The organism is Prescottella subtropica (assembly GCF_005434945.1).
Classification (GTDB): Bacteria; Actinomycetota; Actinomycetes; order Mycobacteriales; family Mycobacteriaceae; genus Prescottella; species Prescottella subtropica.
The window spans coordinates 92,312-119,280 of the sequence record NZ_SKCH01000005.1 but is presented as its reverse complement, the minus strand read 5'-3'; the positions used below and the strand labels follow the sequence as shown (position 1 = coordinate 119,280).

The window sequence follows — 26,969 nt, the reverse complement described above, 5'->3', positions numbered from 1 at the left end:
TGTCAGTGTTCGACCAGATAGTTCTCGAGTAGCGGGCCGATCTCGGCGAGCACCGCCGGTTCGATCATCTGGTTGTGTTCGCAGTCGATGGTGAACTCGCGGATCCGTCCGGTGATCGACGGCTGCCACACCCGCGGGTCGTGGACGGCGGTGCTGCCGTCTCCGCGTCCGGCGGTGAAGAACAGCAGATCCCCGTCGAACACGTCGGGGGCGTACCGGTTCATGATCCGGGTGCTCGTGGCGAACCCGGCCCCGATCCGCTTCAGATGCGACGGGGTCAGCCCGGTCGCCTGGCCGAGGGATTCGTCGAGCAGTTCGATCGCCCGCTCGTAGGTGAGGTCACCGGTGTCGCCGTAGGCGGCGAGGTCGATACCGAGTCCCTCGAGGAGTTCGGCGACGGTGAGCGGGCCGGGATCCTCGTCGCCCTCGGTCAGATAGCTGTCCATGATCGCGAGGGTGGCGACGTCCTCACCGGCGCCGCGCAGTTCGACGGCCATCGCGTGCGCGATGACACCGCCGAGCGACCAACCCATCAGATGGTAGGGGCCGTGCGGCTGCGCGAGCCGGATCTCCTCGACATACCGGTGGGCGAGCTGCTGCACCGACTCGAAGTCCGGGCCGCCGGACAGCAACGGCAGCTGCAGCCCGTACACCGGCCGGTCCTGGCCGAGGTACTGCACCAGGCCCGCATACCCCCACGACAACCCGATGCCGGGATGCACGCAGAACAGGGGCGGGCGGGCACCGGTAGGACGCAGCGGGATCAGCACGCCGAGCGCGTCGTCGACCGGGGAACTCGACTGTCCGAGAATCCCGACGGGCAGGTCGATGCGTTTGGCGAGCCCGGCCGGGGTGGGGTCGAGGAACATCGTCTGCAACGGGATCTGCCGGCCGATCCGCGACTGCAGGGCGTTCATGATGCGGGTCGCGATGATCGAGTTGCCGCCCAGGTCGAAGAAACTGTCGTCGACACCGACGTGCGCGATGCCGAGGACCTCGGCGAACACCTCGGTGACGGCCCGTTCGGTGGGGGTCGTCGGGGCCCGGAACTCGGTGGTCGTGGACGTGAAGTCCGGGTCCGGCAGGGCGCGACGGTCGAGTTTGCCGACCGGGGTCAGCGGAATGTCGTCCAACACGACGACCGCCGACGGCACCATGTGCGCCGGCAGCTGCGCGGCGACGTGGGCGCGCAGGTCCCGGGCGGTGACCGCGACACCTTCGACGGGCCGCACGTAGGAGGCGAGGAGGGTGTCGCCGGACGGTCCGGCATGCCCGAGGGTGGCGGAGAACGTGACCGCCGGATGCCGGGTGAGGACGGCGTCGATCTCGCCGAGCTCGATGCGGAAACCGCGGACCTTCACCTGGAAGTCGGAGCGGCCGATGTATTCGACGGTGTGGTCGGCGCGCCAGCGGACGACGTCGCCGGTGCGGTACATCCGCGAGCCGGGTTCCCCGAACGGGTCGGCGACGAACCGTTCCGCGGACAGCCCGGGCCGGTGGTGGTAGCCGCGGGCCAGGCCGGGACCGGAGATGTACAGCTCGCCGGGCACCCCGACCGGGACGGGCCGCAGCCGGGCGTCGAGGACGGCCTCCCGGAACCCGATGGCCGGGCCGCCGATGTTGACGGTCTCCCCCGGCTGCATGGGGGCGCTGACGGATGCCTGGATGGTGGTTTCGGTGGGGCCGTAGCCGTTGAACATGCGGCGGCCGGGCGCCCACTTGGCGACCAGTTCCGGCGGGCAGGCCTCCCCGGCGACGGCGAGGACCTGCAGGGTGTCGAGGTCTTCCTCGATGGAGGCGAGGGCGGTCGGGGTGATGAATCCGTGGGTGACGCCCTCCCGGGTGAACAGTTGCGCCAGTTCGCTGCCGCCGTACACGGTCGGCGGGACGATCACCAGGCGGGCGCCGGCACTGAACGCCATCATCATCTCGAACACGGAGGCGTCGAAACTCGGCGACGCCAGATGCGAGACCCGCGACCGGGGGGTGACCCCGAACCGGCGGTGTTCCTCGGCGGTGAGGTTCGCGATGCCCCGGTGGGTGATGATCACGCCCTTGGGGCGGCCGGTGGAGCCGGACGTGTAGATCAGGTAGGCGGGGTGCGTCAGGTGCAGCGGCGCGGTGCGGTCGGCGTCGGTGACCGGGGCCCCCGACCGGCCGGCGGCCGCGGCCGCGGTCTCGGGGTCGTCGACGAGCAGCCACGGCACCGTGTCGGGCAGGTTGTCCCGCTGCCCGGTCGTGGTCAGGCCGAGGGCCGCCCCGGAGTCGGTGAGCATGTGGTCGATGCGGTCGGCCGGATAGTCGGGGTCGACGGGCACGAACGCGGCCCCGGCCTTGGCGACCGCCCAGATCGACAGCACCTCCTCGATCGAGCGGGGCATCCCGAGGGCGACGAACGTTTCCGGCCCCACCCCGCGGTCGACGAGGATCCGGGCCAGCCGGTTGGAGCGGTCGTCGAGGTCCCGGTAGGTGACGGTGGCGCCCCGGAAGGTGAGGGCGATCGCGTCCGGGTCGACCGCGGCGGCGGCGGTGAGGATCTCCGGCCACACGTGCGGGGACACCCCGCGGTCCCCGGCGGCGGGCGCGAACTCGTCGAGTTCGTCGGCGTCGAGGATCTCGATGTCCCCGACCGGCCGTCCGGGATCGGCGGTGACCGCGGCGAGGATGCGGACGAACCGGTCGGCGAAGCCGCGGACGGTGGCGGCGTCGAACAGGTCGGTCGCGAAGTCCATCGACGCGGTGATCCCGGCGGGGGCGCCGTCCGCGTCGAACTCCTCGGCGACGACGAGTTCGAGGTCCTCCTTGGCGACGGCGGTGTCGATGCCGACCCCCTCGACGGTCAGTCCGGGCAGCTGCAGGCGGGGCCGCTCGTTGTTCTGGAATTCGAGCGACACCTGGAACAGCGGCGAATACGACGTCGACCGCGGCGGGTTGATCTCCTCGACGAGCCGCTCGAACGGGACGTCGGCGTGCCCGAACGCGGCCAGGTCGGATTCCCGGACCCGGGTGAGGAGGTCGTCGAACGTCGTGGCGTGGTCGACGCGGGTGCGCAGCACCAGGGTGCCGACGAACATGCCGACGAGCTGTTCGAGGTCGATCTCGCTGCGGCCGGCGATCGGGGTGCCGACGGCGATGTCGTCGGTGTCGGCGAGCCGGGCGAGCAGGGTCGCGAGGGCGGCGTGCACGGTCATGAACATGCTGGCGCCGTGCCGGTGCGCGAGGGCGGCCAGGCGGGTGTGCAGGTCGGCGGGCACCCGGAAGGAGACGCGGTCACCGCGGAAGGTCTGCTGCACCGGGCGGGGCCGGTCGGTGGGCAGTTGCAGCACGTCCGGCAGGCCGGCGAGTTCGGCGGTCCAGAAGTCGAGTTGGCGGCGCAGCAGCGAGTCGGGGTCGTCGTCGGAGCCGAGGAGGTCGTGCTGCCACAGCGTGAAGTCGGCGTACTGCACGGGCAGCGGCGTCAACTGCGGGACGGCGCCGGCGGCGTGCGCGGAGTAGGCGGCCATCAGGTCGCGGCTGAGGGGGGCCATCGAGTAGCCGTCCGCGCAGATGTGGTGCACGACGAGGACCAGGATGTGCCGGTCGGCGGCCAGTCGCAGCAGTTCGGCCCGCACCGGGGGTGCGGTGGTGACGTCGAAGCCGCGGCCGCCGATCGCGGCGATCCGGGCCTGCACCGTCTGCCCGTCTCGGTCGTCGGGGACGTCGATCGGGGTGAGCGGGACGTCCATCTCGGTGGTGGGCACCACCTGCTGGGTCGGCTCCTGGTCGACGATCGGGTAGAACGTGCGCAGCGCCTCGTGCCGGTCGAGGACGTCACCGACTGCGCGGCGCAACGCGTCGCCGTCGAGGTCGCCGTCGAGGGTGACGGCCATCGGAATGTTGTAGGCCGCCGAGGCGGGGTCGAACTGGTTGATGAACCACATCCGCTGCTGCGCCAAGGACAGCGGGATCCGGGCCGGCCGGTCCCGGCGGGTCAGCGGGGGCCGCCGGTAGCCGGCGGTGCTGTCCTTCTCCCGGGTGATCCACTGCGCGAGGCCGTGCACGGTGGGCGCCTCGAACAGGGCCCGGACCGGGATGTCGGCGTCCAGGACGCTGCCGAGGCGGGCGGTGACCCGGGTCGCGATCAGCGAGTTGCCGCCCAGGTCGAAGAAGCTGTCGGTGACACCGATCCGGTCGAGGCCGAGGACCTCGGCGAACACGTCGGCGAGGGTGTGTTCGAGCGGGTTGCTCGGGGCCCGGAACTCGCCGGTGGTGAACGTGAACTCCGGTGCCGGCAGCGCCGCCCGGTCGAGTTTGCCGACCGGGGTGAGCGGGATCTCGCCCAGGACGGTGATCGCCGACGGCACCATGTGCGCCGGCAGATGTGTGGACAGGTGCGCGGTGAGGGCGGCCGGGTCGGCGACCGTGCCGGCGGCCGGGACCACGTAGGAGGCGAGGACGGTGTCCCCGGCCGGGCCGGGCACCCCGAGGGTGACCGCGAAGCGCACGGTCGGATCGGCCGTGAGGGCGGTGTCGATCTCGCCGAGTTCGATGCGGAACCCGCGGACCTTCACCTGGAAGTCGGTGCGGCCCACGTAGTCGATCGAGAACGTGGTTCCGCGTTTCGTCCAGCGCACCAGATCACCGGTGCGGTACATGCGCTCACCCGGTTTGCCGAACGGGTTGGCGACGAACCGTTCCGCGGACAGGCCGGGACGGCGGTGGTAGCCGCGGGCCAACCCGAGTCCGGTGATGTACAGCTCGCCGGGTACCCCGACCGGGACCGGTTGCAGCCGGGTGTCGAGGACGAGTTCGCCGACACCGCGGATCGGGCCGCCGATCGTGATGGGGTCCCCGACGGTCATCGGGTCGGAGATGTTGGTCATGATCGTGGTCTCGGTGGGGCCGTACGCGTTGTACAACTGCCGGCCCGGCGCCCACCGGGGCACCAGGTCCGGCGGGCAGGCCTCGCCGCCGAACGCGACGTGGGTGAACTCGTCGAGGCCGGTGGGGTCGACGGTGGCGAGGCCGGCGGTGGTGACGAATGCGTGGGTGACGTGCTCGTCGGCGATGAGCCGGGCGAGGTCGCCGCCGCCGACCACGGACGGTTCGGCGATCACCATCGTCGCGCCCACCCCGAACGCCTGCAGGTACTCGAACACGGCGCCGTCGAAGCTGGGGGTCGCGAAGTGCAGGGTCCGCGACGCCGCCGTCGCCCCGAACCGTTCCTGCTGGTCGAGGGCGAAGTTGTCGAGGCCGCGGTGGGTGACGACGACCCCCTTCGGGCGTCCGGTGGACCCGGAGGTGTAGACGACGTACGCGGCGTGGTGCAGGCCGAGCGGGGCGGTGCGGTCGAGGTCGGTGACCGGGCCGTCGCCGCGGGCGGTGCACGCGGCGGTGAACTCGTCGTCGTCGAGGGTGAGCCAGTGCGCGGCGGTCGGCAGCCGGTGCCGGTGCGCGGCGACGGTCAACCCGAGTCCGGCCCCGGAGTCGGCGAGCATGTACTCGATCCGCTCGAGTGGATAGTTCGGGTCGATCGGCACGAACGCGGCCCCGGTCTTGGCGACCGCCCACACCGCGAGCACCGACTCGATGGACCGTGGAATGCCGAGTGCCACATACGATTCCGGGCCGACACCCTGGTCGATGAGGACACGGGCGATGCGGGAGGAACGGGTGTCGAGTTCCCGGTAGGTGACCTGCCGACCCGCGAAGACCAGCGCGACCGCGTCCGGGTCGAGGGCGGCGGCATCGGCGAAGATGTCCGCCAGGGTGCGGCTCGACCCGCCCGACTCCCCGAGGACCGGGGCCAGATCCCGCCGTTCGGTGTCGGTGAGCAGTTCCAGCTGCGACAGCAGCCGGTCCGGGTCGGCGGCCAGCCCGTCCAGGACGACGGCGACCCGGGTGGCGAGGGCGGCGACGGTGTCGGGGGCGAACCGGTCGGGCAGGTACTCGAACTTCAGGTTCAGCGTCTCCCCCACCGACGCGACCAGCGCCAGCGGGTAGTGGGTGGCGTCACGGCCGTCGATGCCGGTGACGGTCATCCCGGCGATGTCGGTGTCGGCGGTGAGCGCATCCCGGTCCACCGGATACGACTCGAACACCGTCAACGTGTCGAACACGACCGCCGGACCGGTCGCCCGCTGGATGTCCGGCAGCCCCAGATAGTGGTGGTCGAGGAGGGCGGCCTGCTCGCGTTGGATCCGGTCGAGCAACCCCCCGAGCGTCTCGGTGGCATCGAGGGTCACCCGCACCGGCAACGTGTTGATGAACAGGCCCACCATCGATTCGATGCCGGGAATCTGTGGGGGCCGGCCCGACACGGTGCCACCGAACAGGACGTCGGTGCGGGCGGTGTGCGCGCCCAGGACGATCGCCCATGCCGCCTGCACGACGGTGTTGAGGGTGATGCCGCGGTCCCGGACCAGGGCGCGCAGCGCCGCGGTCTGCGTCACCGTCAACGTCGTCTCGTACTCGTCGGTGCCGTCGGCGGTCTCCGCGATACCGCCGGTCGGGGCCAGCAGGCTCGGCTCCTCGAGACCGGTCAGGGCCCGCCGCCACGCGGCGGTGGAGACGGCCGTGTCCTGGCGGGCCATCCACGCCAGATAGTCGCGGTAGGAGTGGACCCGCGGCAGGATCGTCGCGTCGCCGTCGGTGGCGTACAGGGTCAGCAGATCCCGCAGCACCAGTGGCGTCGACCAGCCGTCGAGCAGGATGTGATGGTTGGTCACGATCAGCCGGTGCCCGTCGTCGCCGAGGTCGACGAGAGTCATCCGGATCGCGGGCGGCACCGCGAGATCGAAGCGGGTGAGCCGGTCGGCGGCCACCAGGTCGCGGTAGCGGGCGCCGCGAGTGTCCGGGTCCGACCCGGACAGGTCCACGACCGTCCACGGCAGTTCGGCGCGGGCCGGGATCACCTGCACGACGGGTCCGTCGACGCCGTCGGCGCGCACGAACCCGGCCCGCAGGTTCGGATGCCGGTCCAGCAGGGCCTGCCCGGCCCGGTGCAGCCGGTCGGCGTCGACGGCGCCCCCGAGGTGCAGCGTCAACTGCACCAGGTAGGCGTCGGCGGCCGTGTCGGCGTACACGGCGTGGAAGTGCAGCCCGGTCTGCAGCGGCGACAGCGACCACACGTCGGTCAGCTGCGGGTAGCGGTCCTCGAGGGCGTCCACAGCGGACTGGTCGAGGACCACCAGATCCAGATCGGACGGGGTCAGCCCGCCCGCGTCGGGGGCGGTGGTGTGCCGGGCCAGGGCGGTCAGCGCCCGCACCCACAGGTCGGCGAGTTCCCCGGCGTCGATCCCGGCGAGGACCCCCCGCGGGTACGTCCACGTCGCCCGCAGCCGCGGCCCGTCACCGCTGTCGGTGACCATCGCGTTGACGTCGAGGACGTGGGCGGCGGGCAGGTCGGCGGCGGGGCTGTCGTCGAGGTCGGTGTCGGTGACCGGCAGCCATGCGACATCCGCACCGGGCTCGCCGGTACCGCCGAGCCGGCCCAGGTAGTTGAAGCTGATCTGCGGGGTCGGCAGCGGCGCCAGCAGCGGCGCGGTCTCCGGGTTCAGGTAGCGCAACAGCCCGTAGCCGATGCCGTGGTCCGGGACGGCCAGCAACTGTTCCTTGACGGCCTTGATCGCGGCCCCGGCGGCCGGACCGGCCGCGAACACGTCGTCGACGTCGATCCCGGACAGGTCCAACCGGACCGGGAAGATCGTGGTGAACCAGCCGACGGTGCGGGCCAGGTCGGCGCCCGGCAGCACCCGGTCCTCGCGGCCGTGCCCTTCGAGGGAGACGAGGGTGGCGGGCGCGTCCAGGCCGCGGGTGCGGCGCCAGCGGGTGACGGCGACCGCGAGGGCCGCGAGCAGCCCGTCGGCGACCGAGCCGTGGAAGGCGCGCGGGACGGCGGTGAGCAGGATGTCGGTGATGTCGGCGGGCAACTCGACGGTCACCTTGTCGACGGTGCCGGTGACGTCGGACGCCGGGTCCAGGACCCGCGCCCCGAGCAGCGGGTCGGCGGTGGTGAGGGTGCCGCGCCACCGGTCGACGTCCCCGGCCGCGGCGGTCGCGACCTCGGTGAGGCCGTGCGCCCAGCGGCGCATCGACGTCCCGGCCGGCGGCAGGTCGACCACCCGGTCCTCGGACACCTGGGACCAGGCGTCCGCCAGGTCGGGCACCAGGATCCGCCACGACACCCCGTCGACGACGAGATGGTGCAGCACCAGCAGCAGCCGGCCGGCCGGGGCGTCCGGGCCGGTACCGGGGTCGAACCACACCGCCTGCAGCACGGTCCCGGCGACCGGGTCGAGCCGGTCGGCGGCGGCGTCGAGGGCGGTCTGCGCGGCGGCGTCGAACTCCGGGCCGGTGACGGCGGCGACGGGGACGCGGGTGAACAGGTCCGCGGCGGAGACCGTCCCGGCCGGGCGGACCGTGACGATCGGATCGCCGTCACCGCCGCTGTCGTCGCGGTCGACGTCGAGGCGGGCGCGGAGCATGTCGTGCCGGTCGATCACGGCCTGCAGGGTGCGGGTGAGCCGGTCGGCGTCCGCCCCGGCCGGCAGGGTGAGCAGCGCGGTCTGCGTGTAGCGGCGTACCGGGCCGCCGCGGTCGAGCAGCCACCGCACGATCGGGCCGGCCGGGAAGTCGCCGACCCCGCCGCCGGGCAGTTCCGCGAGCACCACGGCCGGCTGCGTGGCGGCCGCGTCCGCGACCTGCGCGAGACCGGCGACGCTGCGCTGGTCGAACACGTCTCGCGGGGTCAGGGTCAGGCCCGCCGTCTTGGCGCGGGACACCAGTTGGATCGACATGATGGAGTCGCCGCCGAGCGCGAAGAACGAATCCTCCATGCCGACCGTGTCGAGGCCGAGGACCTCCGCGAACAGTCCGGCGAGAACCCGTTCGGTGTCGGACTGCGGGGCACGGGACTCGGTGGCCCGGACCCCGAAATCGGGTTCGGGCAGGGCGCGGCGGTCGAGTTTGCCGTTCGCGGTGAGCGGCAGGACGTCGAGGACCACCAGCGCCGCCGGCACCATGTACGACGTCAACTCCCCGGCGACGTGGTCGAGAACCTGCCGCGGGTCGGGGGTGTCGGCGCCCTGCTCCCCGACGACGTAGCCGACGAGCCGATCCGGGCCGCCGTCGCCGGCGTGCACGGTGACCACGGCCTGCGCGATCCCGGGCACCGCGAGCAGCGCCGACTCGATCTCGCCGAGCTCGATGCGGAAGCCGCGGATCTTCACCTGGAAATCGCTGCGGCCCAGATACTCCAACTGCCCGGCGGTGTTCCAGCGGGCCAGGTCGCCGGTGCGGTACATGCGTCCGCCGGTGGTCGAGCCCGGGTCGGCGACGAACCGGCCCGACGTGAGGGCGGCCCGACCCAGGTAGCCGCGGGTGAGCTGGTCACCGGAGACGTACATCTCCCCGGTCACCCCCGGCGGCACCGGATGCAGTCGGGTGTCGAGGACCCGCACCGACAGCCCGTCGACGGCGCGGCCGACGACGCTGGCGTTCGCGGCCGCCGCGAACGCCCGGTCGAGTTCGAGGCGGGTGACGTGCACGCAGGTCTCGGTGATGCCGTACATGTTCACCAGCCGCGGCACCCGGTCGCCGCGGCGGGCGTACCAGCGGGCCAGCTGCCCCAGGTCGAGGGCCTCCCCACCGAAGATCACGTACCGCAGGTGCAGCGGCTCGACACCGGTGTCGGGTGCCAGCCGGTCCGCCTCGGCGAGCTGGTAGAACGCGGTCGGCGTCTGGTTCAGGACCGTCACCTGTTCGCTCCGCAGCAGGTCCAGGAACATTTCCGGGGAGCGGGCGGTGTAGTAGTCGACGACGACGAGCCGGCCGCCGTGGAGCAGTGGACCCCACAGTTCCCACACCGAGAAGTCGAACGCGTACGAGTGGAACATCGTCCACACGTCCGTGTCGTCGAACCCGAACTGGTCGGTGGTGTTCGCGAACAGGGTCGCGACGTTGCGGTGGGTGACCTGCACGCCCTTGGGGCGTCCGGTGGACCCGGACGTGTAGATGACGTACGCGAGGTCGTCGGGGTGCAGCGACGCGGTCCGGTCGGTGTCGGTGATCGGGTGTCCGGAACGGGCGGCGACCGCGGCGACCACGTCGTCGGCGTCGAGCCGGACGATCGGGGCCGGGGTCGGCGGGATCGCGTCGGCGTCGGCGACCGTGGTGAGCACGCACACCGGGGCGGCGTCGCCGAGCATGTACGCCAGCCGGTCCGCCGGATACGTCACGTCCAGCGGCAGATACCCGGCCCCGGCCTCGACGACGGCGAGCAACGCGACGACGAGGTCGATCGACCGCGGCAACGCGACCGCGACCAGGGTGCCCGGCCGGGCCCCGGCATCGATCAGGTGCCGGGCCAGCCGGTGGGTGCGGGCCCCGAGTTCCGCGTAGGTGATCGTCTCGCCCTCGAAGGTGACGGCACCGGCGTCGGCGTACCGGTCGATCGAGGCGGCCAGCCGGTCGGAGAGGGTGGACTCGGGGGCCCGCCGGCCCGGGGAGTTCCAGTCGTGGACGACGGTGTCCCGTTCGGCGGCGGTGGTGATCTCCGCGTCCCCGACCGGGTCCGCCGGGGCGGCGGTGAGCGCGGTCAGCAACCGCACCAGCCGTTCCCCGAGAGTCGCGACGGTGCCCGCGTCGAACAGGTCCGTCGCATACGTGAACGCGGCGTCGATCCCGGCGGGCACCCCGTGCTCGTCGCGGCGTTCGGCGAGGGTGAGCTGCAGATCGAACTTGGCGACCGCCAGATCCGCGGTGACCGGGTCGACGGTCAACCGGGGCAACTCCAGCCGCGGCACCTCGTTGTTCTGGAACTCGAGCAGCACCTGGAACAGCGGTGAATGCGCGGTGGACCGTTCCGGTGCGAGGACGTCGACGAGCCGCTCGAACGGCAGATCCGCATGCCCGAACGCGGCCAGGTCGAAGGCCCGGGCCTGCGCGAGCACCTCGGTGAACGCGGCGGACGCCTCCACCCGGGTACGCAACACCAGGGTGCCCACGAACATGCCGACCAGGCCGTCGAGGTCGGCCTCGCCGCGGCCCGCGATCGGGGTGCCGATCGCGATGTCGTCGGCGCCGGCGAGCCGGGACAACAACACCGCCAGCGCCGCGTGCGCGGCCATGAACATCGTCGCGCCCTCCCTGCGGGCCAGATCGCTCAGTGCCCGGTGCACGTCGGCGGGGATCTCGAAGTGCACCCGGTCGCCGGCGAAACTCTGCTGCGCCGGCCGCGGCCGGTCCGTCGGCAACGCCAACGCGTCCGGCAGCCCGGCCAGCGCGTCCGTCCAGAACGCCAGCTGCCGGGACAGCAGCGACCCCGGATCGTCCTCGTCACCGAGGACGTCCCGCTGCCACAGCGTGTAGTCGGCGTACTGCACCGGCAGCGGCGCCCACTGCGGGACGTGCCCGCCGGTGCGGGCGGTGTACGCGGTCATCACGTCCGCGGCGAGCGGCGCCATCGAGAAACCGTCGGCGCAGATGTGGTGCACCACCAGCACCAGGACGTGTTCGGTGGGACCGACCCGCAGCAGACGGGTACGTACCGGGACGGCCGCGGTCACGTCGAAGCCGCATTCGATCAGGTCCGCGATCCGGTCCGGAACCCGGCCGGGCGGCACGTCCTCGACGGTCGTCGCCGGCAGCGTGTCGGCGGGGACGATCACCTGCTCGGGATGCCCCGCCCCTGTGACCCCGGACGGCCCCGCCGTCGTCGAGGCCGGGAAGTAGGTGCGCAGCGACTCGTGCCGGTCCCGGACGTCGGTGACGGCGGCACGCAGGGCGGCGACGTCGAGGTCGCCGGAGAGCCGGACGGCGAGGGGAATGTTGTAGGCCGCCGAGGCGGTGTCGTACTGGTTGATGAACCACATCCGCTGCTGCGCCAGCGACAGCGGGATCCGGGCGGGGCGGTCCCGCCGGGTCAGCGGCGGCCGGGTCGTCTCGGTGACGTGTTCACGCTCGATCCAGCGAGCCAGTTCGTGGGCGGTGGGCGCCTCGAACAGGGCCCGCACCTCGAGTTCCACCCCGAGTGCGGTGGAGAGGCGGGCGATCACCCGGGTCGCGATCAGCGAGTTGCCGCCCAGGTCGAAGAAGCTGTCGTCGACCCCGACCCGTTCCAGCCCGAGGACCTCGCCGATCACGTCGACGATCGCCTGCTCGGTCGGGGTGGACGCCGGCCGGAACGCGGCCGCCGACGGCAGGAACTCCGGATCCGGCAGTGCCCGACGGTCGAGTTTCCCGATCGGGGTGAGCGGCAACTCGTCCAAGATCATGATGCTCGACGGCACCATCGGCGCCGGGAGCCGCTGTGCGACGTAGTCCCGTAGTTCTCCCGGCTCCGGGTGGGCGCCGTCGGCGGGCAGCACGTACGTCACCAGTGCGGTCTCCCCCGTCGGGCCGGGACGGCCGACGGTGACCGCGAACCGGATGTCCGTCCGGTCCCCGAACGCGGCATCGACGTCGCCGAGTTCGATGCGGAAACCACGCAGTTTGACCTGGAAGTCGGCGCGGCCGACGTATTCGAGGACACGATCGCCGGGACCCGTCTCGGAGACCCGCACGATGTCGCCGGTGCGGTACATGCGGGCGCCGGGACCCGCGTACGGGTTCGCCACGAACCGCTCCGCGGTCAGCTCGGGGCGCCGATGGTAGCCGCGGGCCAGGCCCGGCCCGGCGATGTACAGTTCGCCGGCCACCCCGGCCGGGACGGGCCGCAGGCTCGCGTCGAGGACCAGTTCGGTCTCCCCGGTGATGGGGGCGCCGATCACGATCGGCTGCCCCGGCACCAGCGGCGGGCTGACGTTGGTGAGCACAGTGCTCTCGGTGGGCCCGTACCCGTTGAACAGGCGCCGTCCCGGTGCCCACCGGGCGACCGTCTCGGGGGGCACCGCTTCACCGCCGGTGACCACGTCGGTGAGTTCGTCGAGGCCGGTCGGGTCGATGGTGGCGGCGGCCGCCGCGGTGATCCACGCGTGGGTGACGTGCCGGTCCCGCAGCAGCCGGGTCAGTTCGTCGCCGCCGTAGATGTCGGTGGGGGCGACGACCATCGTGGCGCCCGCCCCGAACGCGATCATGAAGTCGAGGACGGCGGCATCGAAACTCGGGGTCGAGAAGTGCAGGGTCCGCGACGTCGGCTGCACCGCCAGGTGGGTGCGGCATTCGTGTGCCAGGTCCGCCAGCCCGGCCTGGGTGATGACGACCCCCTTGGGCCGGCCGGTGGTGCCGGACGTGTAGATCATGTAGGCGGGATGCCGCAGGTCCAGGGGGGCCCGCCGGTCCGCGTCGGTGACCGGGGCCGCCGAGTAGCGGGCGCAGCGGGAGACCAGGTCCGGGTCGTCGAGGACGGTCCAGTCGACGCGGCCCGGGAGTGTGCCGACGGCGTCGGCGACGGTCAACCCGACGGTCGCCGACGAGTCGTCGATCATGAACGCGACCCGGTCCGGCGGATAGTTCGGGTCCACCGGCACGAACGCGCCACCGGCCTTCGCGACCGCCCACACCGCCGTCACCGATGCGATCGACCGCGGCATGCCGAGGACGACCGCGGATTCCGGCCCGACCCCGGCGTCGATGAGGAGTCGGGCGAGCCGGTTGGTGTGCTCGTCGAGGTCCCGGTAGGTGATCTCGGTGTCGCCGGCGACGAGCGCGATCGCCTCCGGGTTCCGGGCGGCGGCGTCGGTGACGAGCTGCGCGAGGGTGCACGGTGCGATACCCGGTCGGCCCCGCAACGGCACCAGCTGCGCCTGCTCGGCGTCGGTGAGCAGCTGCAGCCGCGCCGGCGGCCGGCCCGGATCGTCGGCCATGGTGGTCAGCACGGCGGCGACCCGGTCGAGGAGGGCTGCGGCACGGTCCGTGTCGAACAGGTCCGGCAGATACTTCAGTTTCATCCGCAGCCGGTCGTCGGCGTTCGCGACGAGCGTGAGCGGGTAGTGGGCGGCGTCGGCGCTGTCGTGGATCCGCTGCACCCGCAGCCCGGCGATGTCGGCGCCGCGCGCGGCCTCCGGGTCGACCGGATACGACTCGAACACCGTCAGGGTGTCGAACGCCAGTACCGGCCCGACCGCGTCCTGGATCCGGGTCAGGCTCACATGGTGGTGGTCGAGCAGGGACGCCTGCTCGTGCTGGACCCGCTCGAGCAGATCCGTCAGCGGGGTGCCCGGCTCGATCCGCACCCGCACCGGCAGCGTGTTGATGAACAGGCCGATCATCGACTCGATCCCGGGAATGTGCGGGGGCCGACCCGACACGGTCGCCCCGAACACGACGTCGTCCCGGCCGGTCACCGCGCCGACGACGACCGCCCACGCCACCTGCACCATCGTGTTGAGGGTGACGCCGCGGTCCCGGCCGAGCGCGGCCAGCCGGGCGGTCACCGCCGGCTCCAGCGCCGTCCGCACCTCGTCGGGCATCGTGGTCTGCTCGCGGGCCCGGTCCGGCGGGGCCAGCAGGGTCGGCTCGTCGAGCCCGGTCAACGCCTCCGTCCACGCCTGCAGCGACCGGTCCGGGTCCTGCCCGGCGATCCACGACAGGTAGTCGCGGTACGGGTGCACCGGCGGCAGCCCCGCCGCGGCCCCGCCGGCCGCGTACAGGGCCAGCAGCTCCTGCATCAGCAGCGGCGTCGACCAGCCGTCGAGCAGGATGTGGTGGTTGGTGAGCACCAGGCGGTGCTCGTCCGGCCCGGTGCGGATCAGCAGGAACCGGATCAGCGGGGCGTGCGCCGGATCGAAGCGGCGGTCCCGGTCGTCGGCGACGACGCGGGCCAGTGCGGCCTCCCGGTCGGGTGCGTCGAGTTCGGACAGGTCGATCTCGGTCCACGGCAACGGCACCGCGTCCTCGATCACCTGCACGGCGGCGCCGTCGGCGGTGTGCACGAACGCCGCCCGCAGGTTCGGGTGCCGGTCGAGCATCGCCTGCCCCGCCGCCCGCAGCCGGGCCGGGTCCGTCCCGGACACGTCGAGCATCATCTGCACCAGATACGCGTCGACGGACCGGTCGGCGTACAGCGCGTGGAACAGCAGGCCCTGCTGCAGCGGGGACAGCGACCACACGTCCGTCAGCCGCGGGAACCGCTGCTCGAGAGCGTCGATCTCCGGCTGGCCGAGCGCCACCAGATCCAGGTCGGACGGGGTGAGCCCGCCCGCGTCCGGTCCGGCGGCGTGCCGGGCCAACGCGATCAGCGCATCCCGCCACAGGTCGGCGAGCGCGCGGACGTCGTCGGCACCCAGGACCCCGGTCGGGAACCCCCAGGTGGCGCGGATCCGGGGGCCGTCGACGCCGTCGGTGGTGACGGCGTTGACGTCGAGAGCGGACGCCACCGGCCGGTCCGGATCCTGCAGCACGTCCAGGTCGACGTCGTCGGTGGGCACCCAGGCGGCGCCGCGGGCGGTGTCGGGGACGGCGGCGGTGAGCCGGCCCAGATAGTTGAAGGCGATCTGCGGGGCCGGCAGCGCCGCCAGCACGGACCCGCTGTCGGGGTCGAGGTGGCGGAGCATGCCGTAGCCGATGCCGTGCCCGGGCACGGCCAGCAACTGCTCCTTGATCGCCTTGACCGCCGCACCGGCGCCACGGCCGCCGGTGAACGCGTCGTCGACGTCGATGCCGGTCAGGTCCAGTCGGACCGGGTACAGGGTGGTGAACCAGCCGACGGTGCGGGCCAGGTCGGCACCGGGCAGCATCCGGTCCTCGCGGCCGTGTCCCTCGAGGGTGACCAGGGTGTCCGCGAGGGCCGGGTCGGTGCCGCGCTCCCGACGCCACCGCACCAGCGCGAGCGCCAACGCGGTGAGCAGTCCGTCGCCCACCGACCCGTGGAAGGCGTCGGGGACGGTGGTCAGCAGCGCCTCGGTGACGTCCGGGGACACCTCGACGGTGACGGTGTCGACGGTGGCGGCGACGTCGACGACCGGGTCCAGGGCCCGGCGGCCGAGCAGCGGATCGTCCCCGGTGAGCACCGTCTGCCACTGTGCGAGTTGGTCGCGGCGGGCCGCCGCGGCATCGGCCAGCCCGTGGCTCCAGCGGCGCATCGACGTGCCGACCGGCGGCAGATCCGGGGTCTGCCCGGCGACGAGCCGGGTCCACGCGGTCGCCAGGTCGGGCACCAGGATCCGCCACGACACCCCGTCGACGACGAGGTGATGCACCACGAGCAGCAGTCGGCCGGCGGTGCCGTCGACGGGGTCGAGCCACACCACCTGCAGCATCTCCCCCGCCGCCGGGTCGAGCCGGGACATCGCGGCGTCCAGTTCGGCGCGGACCGTGTCGGCGAACCCGGTGCTGCCGGGGGCGGTGTCGACCGGGACCCGGTGGATCAGAGTCTCCGCGTACACGCTGCCGGTCGGGGCCGCGATCATCGCCTGCCCGTCGGCGGCGAGCCGGGCCCGCAGCATGTCGTGCCGGTCGAGGACGGCCTGCACGGCGCCGGCGAGGTGCGCGTCGTCGAGGCCGTCGGGGGCGGTGAGCAGCGCCGACTGCGAGAACCGGTCGTGCCGGCCACCGCGGCCGAGGAGCCAGTGCGCCACCGGCAGCAGCGGCATCTCCCCGACCCCGCCGCCGGGCAACTCGTCGAGGGTGATCGCCTCGGCGTCGGACACCGCGGCCGCGGCGACGGCGGCGACCGTCTTGTGGTCGAACACGTCCCGTGGGGTGAACCGCAGGCCCGCCGTCTTGGCCCGGGACACCAACTGGATCGACATGATGGAGTCGCCGCCGAGCGCGAAGAACGACTCGTCCACGCCGACGGCGTCGAGGCCGAGGACCTCCGCGAACAGGTCGGCGAGGAGGCGTTCCCGTTCGCTGCCCGGCGCCCGCCCGGTCCCCGCCCGCGCCCCGAAGTCCGGGGCCGGCAGGGCGCGGCGGTCGAGTTTGCCGGCCGGGCCGAGCGGCAACGCACCCAGGACCGTCACCGCCGACGGCACCATGTACGACGTCAGGAATCCGGCGACGAACGCGGTGATCTCCGCCGGATCCAGTGCGGCGACCGGGGTGGTCTCGCGGGGGACGACGTAGCCGACCAGCCGGCTCGCCGGACCGGACCCGTCGACGGCGACGACCGCCGCCCCGACACCGGGATGCCGGCGCAGCGCCGACTCGATCTCGCCGAGCTCGATGCGGAAGCCGCGGATCTTGACCTGGAAGTCGGTGCGGCCCAGGTACTCCAGCTGTCCGTCGGTGTTCCAGCGGACCAGGTCGCCGGTGCGGTACATGCGGGTGCCGGGCGCCCCGAACGGGGCCGCGACGAACCGGTCGGCGGTGGTGGCGGGACGGTGGTGGTAGCCGCGGGCCAGACCGCCACCGAGGATGTACAGTTCGCCGGGCACCCCGGCCGGGACCGGGTGCAGGCGGGCGTCGAGGACCACCAGCGACGTGCCGCGCGGCGGCCGGCCGATCGTCACCGGCGCCCCGACCGCGAGCGGGTCGCTGACGGCGGCCACCACGGTCGCCTCGGTGGGCCCGTACGCGTTGAACATCCGCCGTCCCGGCGCCCACTGCGCCACCAGTTCCGGCGGGCACGCCTCACCGCCGGTGATGACGCAGTCGAGGTCGGTGAGTCCGGCCGCGTCGACGGAGGCCAGCGCGGCGGGGGTGACGAACGCGTGGGTGACGGCGTGCCCGTGGAGGATCTGCCGCAGGTCGTCGCCGCCGAGGACGGTCGGCGGGGCGATCACCATGGTGGCGCCGGCCCCGATCGCGAGGAGCAGTTCGAGGATCGACGCGTCGAAACTCGGTGACGAGAAGTGCAGGGTCTTCGACGTCGCGGTGATCCCGTAGCGGGTGCGCTGTTCGACGGCGAAGTTCGCCAGCCCGCGGTGCGAGACGACGACCCCCTTGGGGACACCGGTCGACCCGGACGTGTAGATCAGGTAGGCGGGGTCGTCCAGGCGCAGCGGACGTACCCGCTCGCGGTCGGTGACCGGGCGGGCCGGCTGCTGCGTCACCCGGGTGCGGGTGGCGGGGTCGTCGACGACGATCCAGTCGGTGCCGGTGGGCAGCGTGTCGTGGTGGGCGGCGGCGGTGACGCCCACGACGGCCCCGGAGTCGGTGAGCATGTGCGCGATCCGGTCGGCCGGATAGTTGGGGTCCACGGGCACGAACGCGGCCCCGGTCTTGGCGACCGCCCACAGCGCGGTCACCGAGTCGATCGACCGGGCCAGTGCGAGGGCGACGACGTCCTCGGGGCCGACACCGCGTTCGAGGAGCAGTCGGGCGAGCCGGTCGGAGCGGGCGTCGAGATCCCGATAGGTGACGGCGGCGGTGCCGCCCATGACATCTGCGTCGTTCTCGTATACGACGGCGGCCCCGTCCGGGTTCGCGGCCGTGGCCGCGGCGAGCAGGTCCGCCAGGGTGCGGGCCGGGACCGCACCGCCCCCGACGACGGGGGCCAGGTCGTCGTGTTCACCGGCGGTGAGCAGGTCGATGTCGCCGACCGCGATCCCCGGGTCGGCGGTGACCGCGGCCAGGACCGCGGTGAACCGGTCGGCGAGCCGGGCGACGGTCGCCGGGTCGAACAGGTCGGTGGCATAGGTGAATTCGGCGGTGATCCCGGTCGGCTGCCCGCGGTCGGTGAACTCCTCGGTGAGGGCCAGTTGCAGATCGAAGTTGGTGGTGGCGGTGGCCGTGTCGACGACCGACACGGTCAGCCCGGGCAGTTCGAGTCGCGGCCGGTCGAGGTTGCGGAATTCGAGCATCACCTGGAACAGCGGCGAGTGCGCGGTGGAGCGTTCCGGGGCGAGCGCGTCGACGAGCCGCTCGAACGGCAGGTCGGCGTGCGCGAACGCGTCGAGGTCGTCGGTGCGGACCGTGTCGAGCAGGTCGGTGAACGGGGTCGCCGGGTCCGGACGGGTGCGCAGCACCAGCGTGTTGACGAACATCCCGACCAGGTCGTCGAGGGTGGCGCCGCCGCGGCCGGCGATGGGGGTGCCGATCGCGACGTCGTCGGTGCCGGCGAGCCGGGCGAGCAGCACCGCCAGTGCCGTGTGCACGGCCATGAACACCGTGGCGCGGCGGTCCCGGGCGAGTGCGGTGAGCCGCCGGTGGGTGTCCGGGGCGATGCGGAAGCCGTGGACGGCGCCGCGCATCGTCCGCTGCGCCGGCCGCGGCCGGTCGGTGGGCAGGTCGAGGACCTCGGGCAGCCCGTCGAGGGTGACGCCCCAGAAGTCGAGTTGGGTGGCCAGCACACTGTCCGGGTCGGTGGTGTCGCCGAGTGCCCGCTGCTGCCACAGTGCGTAGTCGGGGTACTGCACCGGCAGCGGCGTCCACGCCGGGGCGGAGCCCTCGGTGCGGGCGACGTACGCGGTCATCACGTCCCGTGCGAGCGGGGCGAGGGAGAATCCGTCGGCGCAGATGTGGTGGACCACGATCACCAGGACGTGCCGGTCGCGTCCGGTGCGCAGCAGCAGCGACCGGATCGGCGGGGCGACGGTCACGTCGAAGCCGCGGCCCGCGAACGCAGTGATCGTCGCGGTCACCTCGGTGTCGAGGGCCGGCACCGGCTCCAGGTCCGGGGCGACCGCGGACGCCGGCAGCACCACCTGGGTGGGGTCGCCGTCGACCATCGGGAACATCGTGCGCAGCGACTCGTGCCGGTCGAGGACGTCGGTGAGCGCGGCCCGCAGCGCCGGCACGTCGAGATCACCGTCGAGGCGTACCGGCAGCACCACGTTGTAGGCGGCCGAGTCGGTGTCGAACTGGTTGACGAACCACATCCGTTTCTGCGCCAGCGACACCGGCACGACCGCCGGGCGGTCCCCCGCCTCGAGCGGCGGCCGGTCGGCGCCGCGGACCCCGGACGCCTCGATCCGCGCCGCGAGCCCGGCGACGGTGGGGGCGTCGAAGACCTCCCGCAGCCCGAGCGTGGTGTCGAGGGCCGCGTCGATCCGCGCGACGAGCCGGGTCGCGGTCAGCGAGTTGCCGCCGAGTGCGAAGAAGTCGTCGTACACGCCGACCCGGTCGGCGGCCACCAGTTCGGCGAACGTGGCCGCCAGGATTTCCTCGACCGGGTTGCGGGGGGCGACGAATTCTGTTCCGGCGGCGGTGAATTCGGGTGCCGGCAGTGCCCGGCGGTCGAGTTTGCCGGTGGCGCCGAGCGGGAACGCGTCCAGGACCAGGATCTGCGCCGGCACCATGTAGGCGGGCAGCGTCGCCGCCACCCGTTCCCGCAGCGCCGTCGGATCGACGTCGGCGCCCGGTTCGGCGATCACGTACCCGATCAGGGACTGGCCGACGACGTCGTCGTCGCGGACCACCACGACGGCCTGCCCGACGGTGGGCGCCGCGAGCAGCGCGGATTCGATCTCGCCGAGTTCGATGCGCAGGCCGCGCAGCTTGACCTGGAAGTCGCTGCGGCCCAGGTATTCGAGTTCCCCGTCGGCGCGGCGGCGGACCACGTCCCCGGTGCGGTACATGCGGGCCCCGGCGGCGTGCGGGTCGGCGACGAACCGGTCGGCGGTCAGGTCGGGGCGGCCGACGTAGCCGCGGGCCAGCTGCACCCCGGACAGGTACAGCTCGCCGGGCACCCCGATCGGCACCGGATGCAGCCGGGCGTCGAGGACGTACAGTGCTGTGTTCCACACCGGCGCCCCGATCGGCACCGTCGCGGTGTCGGCGGCGGTGACCGTGTGGTGGGTGACGTCGACGGCGGCCTCGGTGGGCCCGTACAGGTTGTGCAGCAGGGCCGGGCCGTCCCCGACGAACCGGGTGAACGCGGCCGCGGTGGCCGGGGGCAGTGCCTCACCGCTGCAGAACACGGTCCGCAGGCTCGCGCACCGGGCGGGGTCGGCGGCGGCGACGAACGCGGACAGCATCGACGGCACGAAGTGGGCGACGGTGACACCGCGGGCCTCGATCAGCCGCGCCAGGTAGTCGGGGTCGCGGTGCCCGTCGGGGGCCGCGATCGCCAGCCGGGCCCCGGTCTGCAACGGCCAGAACAGTTCCCACACCGACACGTCGAACGTCACCGGCGTCTTCTGCACCACCGTGTCCGATGCGGTGAGCAGGTACCGGTCCTGCATCCAGGCGAGCCGGTTGACGATCGCGGCATGCTCGACCGCGACCCCCTTGGGCCGGCCGGTGGAGCCGGACGTGTAGATGACGTACGCGGCGTTCGCGCCGGACAGCACGCCGCGACGCTCCCCGGCGTCGATCGGTCCGTCGGCGCGGCCGGAGACGTCGAGCCGGTCGATCTCGAGCACGTCGACACCGGCGGGCAGCGACCCGCGGTCCCGGCCGGTGGTGAGCACGCACACCGGTTCCGCGCTGCCCAGCACGTACGCGGTGCGGGCCGCCGGATGGTCCGGGTCGAGCGGCACGTACGCGCCACCCGCCTCGAGCACCGCGTAGATGCCGACGAGCAGGTCGACCGAGCGGCGCATCGCCACCGCCACCCGCGATTCGGGGCCCACCCCGCGGGCGATCAACTCCCGGGCGAGCCGGCGCACCCGGGACGCGAACTGCCCGTAGGTGACGGTGTCGTCGCCGAAGGTGAGTGCGACGGCGTCCGGGGTGCGGGCGGCCTGCACGTCGAACAGTCCGGCGAGTGTCGTCGCCGGGACCGGATGCTCGGTGGCGTTCCACTCCCCCAGCACCAGTTCCCGCTCGCCGTCGACGAGGACGTCGATGTCCCCGACCCGGGTGGTGGCCGCCGGGTCGGTGGCGGCGACGGTGATCGCCTCGAGGACCCGCACGAACCGGTCCGCGACCGAGACGATCGTGGCGGCGTCGAACAGGTCGGTGGCGTACGAGAAGCGGGCGTCGATGCCGCCGGGGCGGCCCTCCTCGTCGACGGTCTCGGTGAGGATCACCTGCAGGTCGAACTTCGCGGTGCCGGTGTCGATCTCGCCGACCTCGACGTCGAGGCCGGGCAGCCGGAACCGGTTGCGGCCCCGCTGTTGGTCGGTGCCCTGCAGCACCAGCATCACCTGGAACAGCGGCGAGTACGCGGTCGACCGGGCCGGGTCGAGGACCTCCACGAGCCGCTCGAACGGGACGTCGGTGTGGTCGAGTGCGGCCAGGTCGGCGGCCCGGGTGCCGGTGAGCAGGTCGGTGACCGTCGCCGCCGGATCCACCCGGGTGCGCAGCACGACCGTGCCGACGAACATGCCGATCAGGTCGTCGAGTTCGGCGTCGCCGCGCCCGGACACCGGGGAGCCGATCGCGATGTCGGTGGTGCCGGACAGTCGGGCCAGCAGTGCCGCCAGACCGGCGTGCACCACCATGAACAGGCTGGCCTCGTTGCCGGCGGCCACGTCGAGCAGCCGCCGGTGCAGGTGCGCCCCGATCGTGACGTCGACGTCGGCGCCGCGCATCGACTGCTGCGCCGGCCGCGGCCGGTCGGTGGGCAGTTCGAGCAGCTCGGGCGCCCCGGCCAGCGCGGCCCGCCAGAACGCGAGCTGCCGGTGCGCGAGACTGTGCGGATCGTCCTCGGCGCCGAGCAGGTCCCGCTGCCACAGCGTGTAGTCGGTGTACTGCACCGGCAGCGGCGTCCACTCCGGGATGCCGCCGGCGGCGCGCGCGGTGTAGGCGACCATCACGTCCCGGGCCAGCGGTGTCATCGACAGCCCGTCGGCGGCGATGTGGTTCACGACCAGGCCGAGGACGTGCTCGTCCGGGGCGAGCCGCCACAGCCGGGCCCGCACCGGCAGGTCGGTGGTGACGTCGAATCCGGTCGCCGCGAACGCGGCGGTGTGCGACGGCAGGTCGGCGGCGGTGACGTCGACCGGGGTCGGGTCGAACGCGGCGCGGGAGAGGTCGGTGACCGGGTGCACCACCTGCACCGGCCCGTCGCCGGTGTTCGGGAACACCGTCCGCAGGCTCGCGTGCCGGGTGACCACGTCCGTCAGGGCGGCACGCAGCGCCGCGGTGTCCAGCGGGCCGCGCATGCGGACCGCGATCGGAATGTTGTAGGCGGCGGACGCGGGCGTGAACTGGTTGACGAACCACATCCGCTGCTGCGACGCCGACACCGGGACGGGGCCGTCGGGCTGCCGCGGCACCAGCGGCGGCCGGGTTCCGCGGCCGCCGCCGGCGACGACCCGGGCCGCGAGCGCCGCCACTGTCGGCGCCTCGAACAGGTCGAGGACCCCCAGCCCGGTGCCGAGGACCGCGTTGATGCGGGCCACGATCCGGGTCGCGGTCAGCGAGTTGCCGCCCAGGTCGAAGAAGCTGTCGTCGACCCCGATCCGGTCGACGCCGAGCAGGTCCGCGAACACGGCGGCGATCTTCTTCTCGTCGGGGGTGGTGGGTGGAAGGAACTCGCCGGCGGCGGTGTCGAACCGGGGTTCCGGCAACGCCCGCCGATCCAGTTTCCCGGCCGGGGTCAGCGGCACCGTGTCGAGGACGACGACGGCGGCCGGCACCATGTGCGCGGGCAGCAGTCCGGCGACGTGGTCGACGACGTCCGCGGCGGGCACCGCGTCGTCGGACTGCACGTACGCGACGAGGACGGTGTCACCGGCCGGGCCGGGATGCCCGGCGGCGAGCGCGAACCCGACCCGCGGATGCGACCGCAGTGCGGCCTCGATCTCGCCGAGTTCGATGCGGAAGCCGCGGATCTTGACCTGGAAGTCGCTGCGGCCCACGTATTCCAGCCGGCCGCGGCGGGTCCAGCGGACCAGGTCGCCGGTGCGGTACATGCGGGCCGCGCCGCCACCGTACGGGTCGGCGACGAACCGTACGGCGGTGGTGACGGGCCGGTCGTGGTAGCCGCGGGCCAGTCCGTCGCCGTACACGTACAGTTCGCCGGCCACCCCGACCGGCACCGGACGCAGCCGCCGGTCCAGGACGCGGGCGCCGACCCCGCGCGGCGGGCTGCCGATCGTCACCGGCGTCCCCACGGCGAGCGGCGTCGACACGCTCGCCACCACGGTCGCCTCCGTCGGCCCGTACGCGTTGAACATGCGGGCGTGCGGCGCCCACTGCTCCACCAGGTGCGGCGGGCACGCCTCACCACCGGTGATCACGCACTCGAGGTCGGTGAGCGGGGCCGGGTCCACCGATGCGAGCGCGGCCGGGGTGACGAACGCGTGCGTGACGTGGTCGCGGCGCAGCAGTTCGGTCAGTTCGGCGCCGCCGTAGACGGTGGGCGGCGCGATCACCATCGTGGCGGCCGCCCCGACGGCGAGCATCAGTTCGAGGATCGACGCGTCGAAACTGGGCGACGAGAAGTGCAGGGTCTTCGACGCCGGACCCACCCGGTAGCGGTCGCGCTGGTCGGCGGCCAGGTTCGCCAGCCCCCGATGGGTCACGGTCACCCCCTTCGGGGTGCCGGTCGACCCGGACGTGTAGATCAGGTAGGCGGCCTGGTCGAGACGGGCCGGCCCGGTGCGGTCGGTGTCGAGGACCGGGTCGGCCGGCCACTGCCGCACCTGCTCGGCGAAGCCGGGGGCGTCGAGGACCAGGGTGGGCACCGTGTCCGCGACCGCCTCGGTGTGGTCGGTGACGGTCAACGCCAGTACCGTCCCCGAGTCGGTGAGCATGTGTGTGATCCGGTCGGCCGGATAGTTGGGGTCGACGGGCACGAACGCGGCCCCGGTCTTGGCGACCGCCCATGCCCCGGTCACCGAGTCGATCGACCGTGGCAGGGACAACGCCACCACCGTGCCCGGTCCGACGCCGCGGGCGATCAGCATGCGCGCCATCCGGTTCGACTGCTCGTCGAGGTCCCGGTACGACACCTCCCGGCCGTCGGACACCAACGCCGGACGCCCCGGGTCGTCGGCGGCGGCCGCCGCGAGCAACCCGGCGAGCGTGACCGGCGGCTCGCCGTCCCCACCCCACACCCCGGCCAGCGCGCGGCGCTCGTCGGCGCCGAGCAGGTCGACGTCGGCGACGGCGAGGTCCGGGTCGGCGAGGACCGCGTCCAGGACCCGCCGGAACCGGTCGGCGAGATCCTCGATCGTGACGGCGTCGAACAGGTCGGTCGCGAACGTGAACTCGGCGTCCAGCCCGGCCGGTTCACCGCTCGCGGTGAACCGTTCCCAGCCCGTCAACCGCAGGTCGAGGGCCCCGAGATCCGGTCCGGTCCCGGCGGCGCACACGAGCACATCGTCGTCGAGGTGGGTGGTGGCACTGTCCGGGAACTCGAGCAGCACCTGGAACAGCGGCGCATGCGCGTTCACCCGGCTGAGGCCGAGTGCCTCCACCAACTGCGCGAACGGGGTCTCGGCGTGCCGGAACGCCGCCAGGTCGACGGCGCACACGTCGGTGAGCAGTGTGCCGAAGGTGGCGTCGTCGGTGATCCGGGTGCGCAACGTGAGCGTGTTGACGAACTCGCCCGTCGCGGCCCGTCCGGTGACCGGGGTGCCGATCGCGACGTCGTCGACGTCGCTCAGCCGGGCCAGCAGCAACGCCAGGACGGTGTGGACGGCGGAGAACACCGTGCAGCCGCGGGCCGCGGCCAGATCCGTGAGCCGCCGGTGCGTGTCCGCGGGCACCGGGAACGCGACCCGGCCTGCGCCGCCGGTGCGCCGCGCCGGCCGGGGACGGTCACCGGGCAGCGACAGGATGTCGGGCAGCCCGTCGAGTTCCCGGGACCAGAACTCGAGCTGCCCGGCGGTGCGCAGCACCTGGGCGCCGACGACGGCGCTCTCGGTGTGGACGTCGGCGATCGGGGTGTCCGGTTCGGCGACCACGAACTCCTCGACCAGCTCGACGAACCGGCGGTGGTGGGTGCGCAACCCGACCTCGGTGTACCGGTTCGGGTTCGCTCGGAACTCGACGAAAGTCGTTGTGGGGCTACCGCTCTGGAAGAAGTTGATCGCCAGGTCCTCGACCGGACCGGACGTGACGATGTGGTATTCGCCCTCGAGGGTGCCGAGGGTCATCTTCGGGCGGAACAGCATGACGTTGGCCATCGGTCCGGCCAGCCCGCGGGCGGCGCCGGTCAGGCCGGCGTCCCGGCGGATGTCCTCGATGCTGCACCGCTGGTGCCGCAGTGCACCCATCAGTTCGAGCTGGATGCGTCCGATCACGTCCCCGACCGTGTCGTTCGGCAGGACCGTCGCCCGCAGCGGCGCCACGTTGACGAGCATGCCGCCCGAACGTTGCAGCGGCGCGGTGGTGCGCGCCGAGACCGGCATGTCCACCAGTACGTCGGTGCGCCCGGTCATCCGGGCCAGATAGCACGCGAACGCCGCGATCAGCACCGCGGCGGGGGTCGCCTGGTAGCGCCGGTCGGTGTGGTCGAGGGCGGCGATCGTCGCCGCCGACATCGGGGCCGTCTCGACCCGACCGACCGCGACCGCGGGCCCCTCGCCGGTGGCGAGGGTGGAGCCGCCCTCGATGCCGGCGATGTGGTCGGCCCAGTACTCGCGGTCGGCCTGGAATCTGCTCGACGTCCGGTACGTGCGGTCCACGTCGAGCAGGTCCCGCAGGTCGAGCGCCCGGACAGGTTCGGGGTCACGGCCCTCGACGTGGGCGGTGTACAGGGCCGCGATCCGGTTCGCGATCGTCAGGCCGCTGTAGCCGTCGAGGGCGACATGATGGATCCTCGTGTACCACAGGAAGTCCCGTTCGCCGACCCGGATGACCGTCATGTCGATCAACCGGTCTCGGGTGAGGTCGATGGGCGCCGAGTAGTCGCGTTCCATCCAGGCGTACGCGGCCGCCGTCGGGTCGGCCTCGCCGCGCAGGTCGAGATGATCGATCGTCGTGTCCGTGTCCGGGTCGACCAACTGCCACGGCTCCCCGTCGACGTCGACCAGTCGCAGCAGCGGCGACCCGAACTCCCGCGCCGCGGTGACCGCGCACCGGTCGAGCAGGCCGAGGTCCAGGTCGCCGTGGAGCGCCACGTACTGCGCGATGAAGATCGGCACGTCCGGCATGAGTTGCTGCGCGAACCACATGCTCCGCTGCGTCGAGGACAGTGGAAATGCCTCGGCCGGCACAATGCCGTTCGGTGCAATGTCGTTCGGCGCAATGTCGGGTGAAACTATTTCGTCCGAATCGGCGGTCGTGTCGGAACCGTGAAAATTCGGTTCCCGAGATCCTCGCATCGTCAT

1 protein-coding gene is annotated in these 26,969 nt (G+C 73.0%); it reads right to left on the bottom strand.

Translation table 11 applies throughout. The features are described 5' to 3' along the window. Positions 1–2: 2 nt before the first annotated feature. The gene (locus E0497_RS07520) at positions 3–26,969 is read right to left on the bottom strand and encodes a non-ribosomal peptide synthase/polyketide synthase (RefSeq protein ID WP_137724165.1); all 26,967 of its coding nucleotides are present in this window, start codon (positions 26,967–26,969) and stop codon (positions 3–5) included.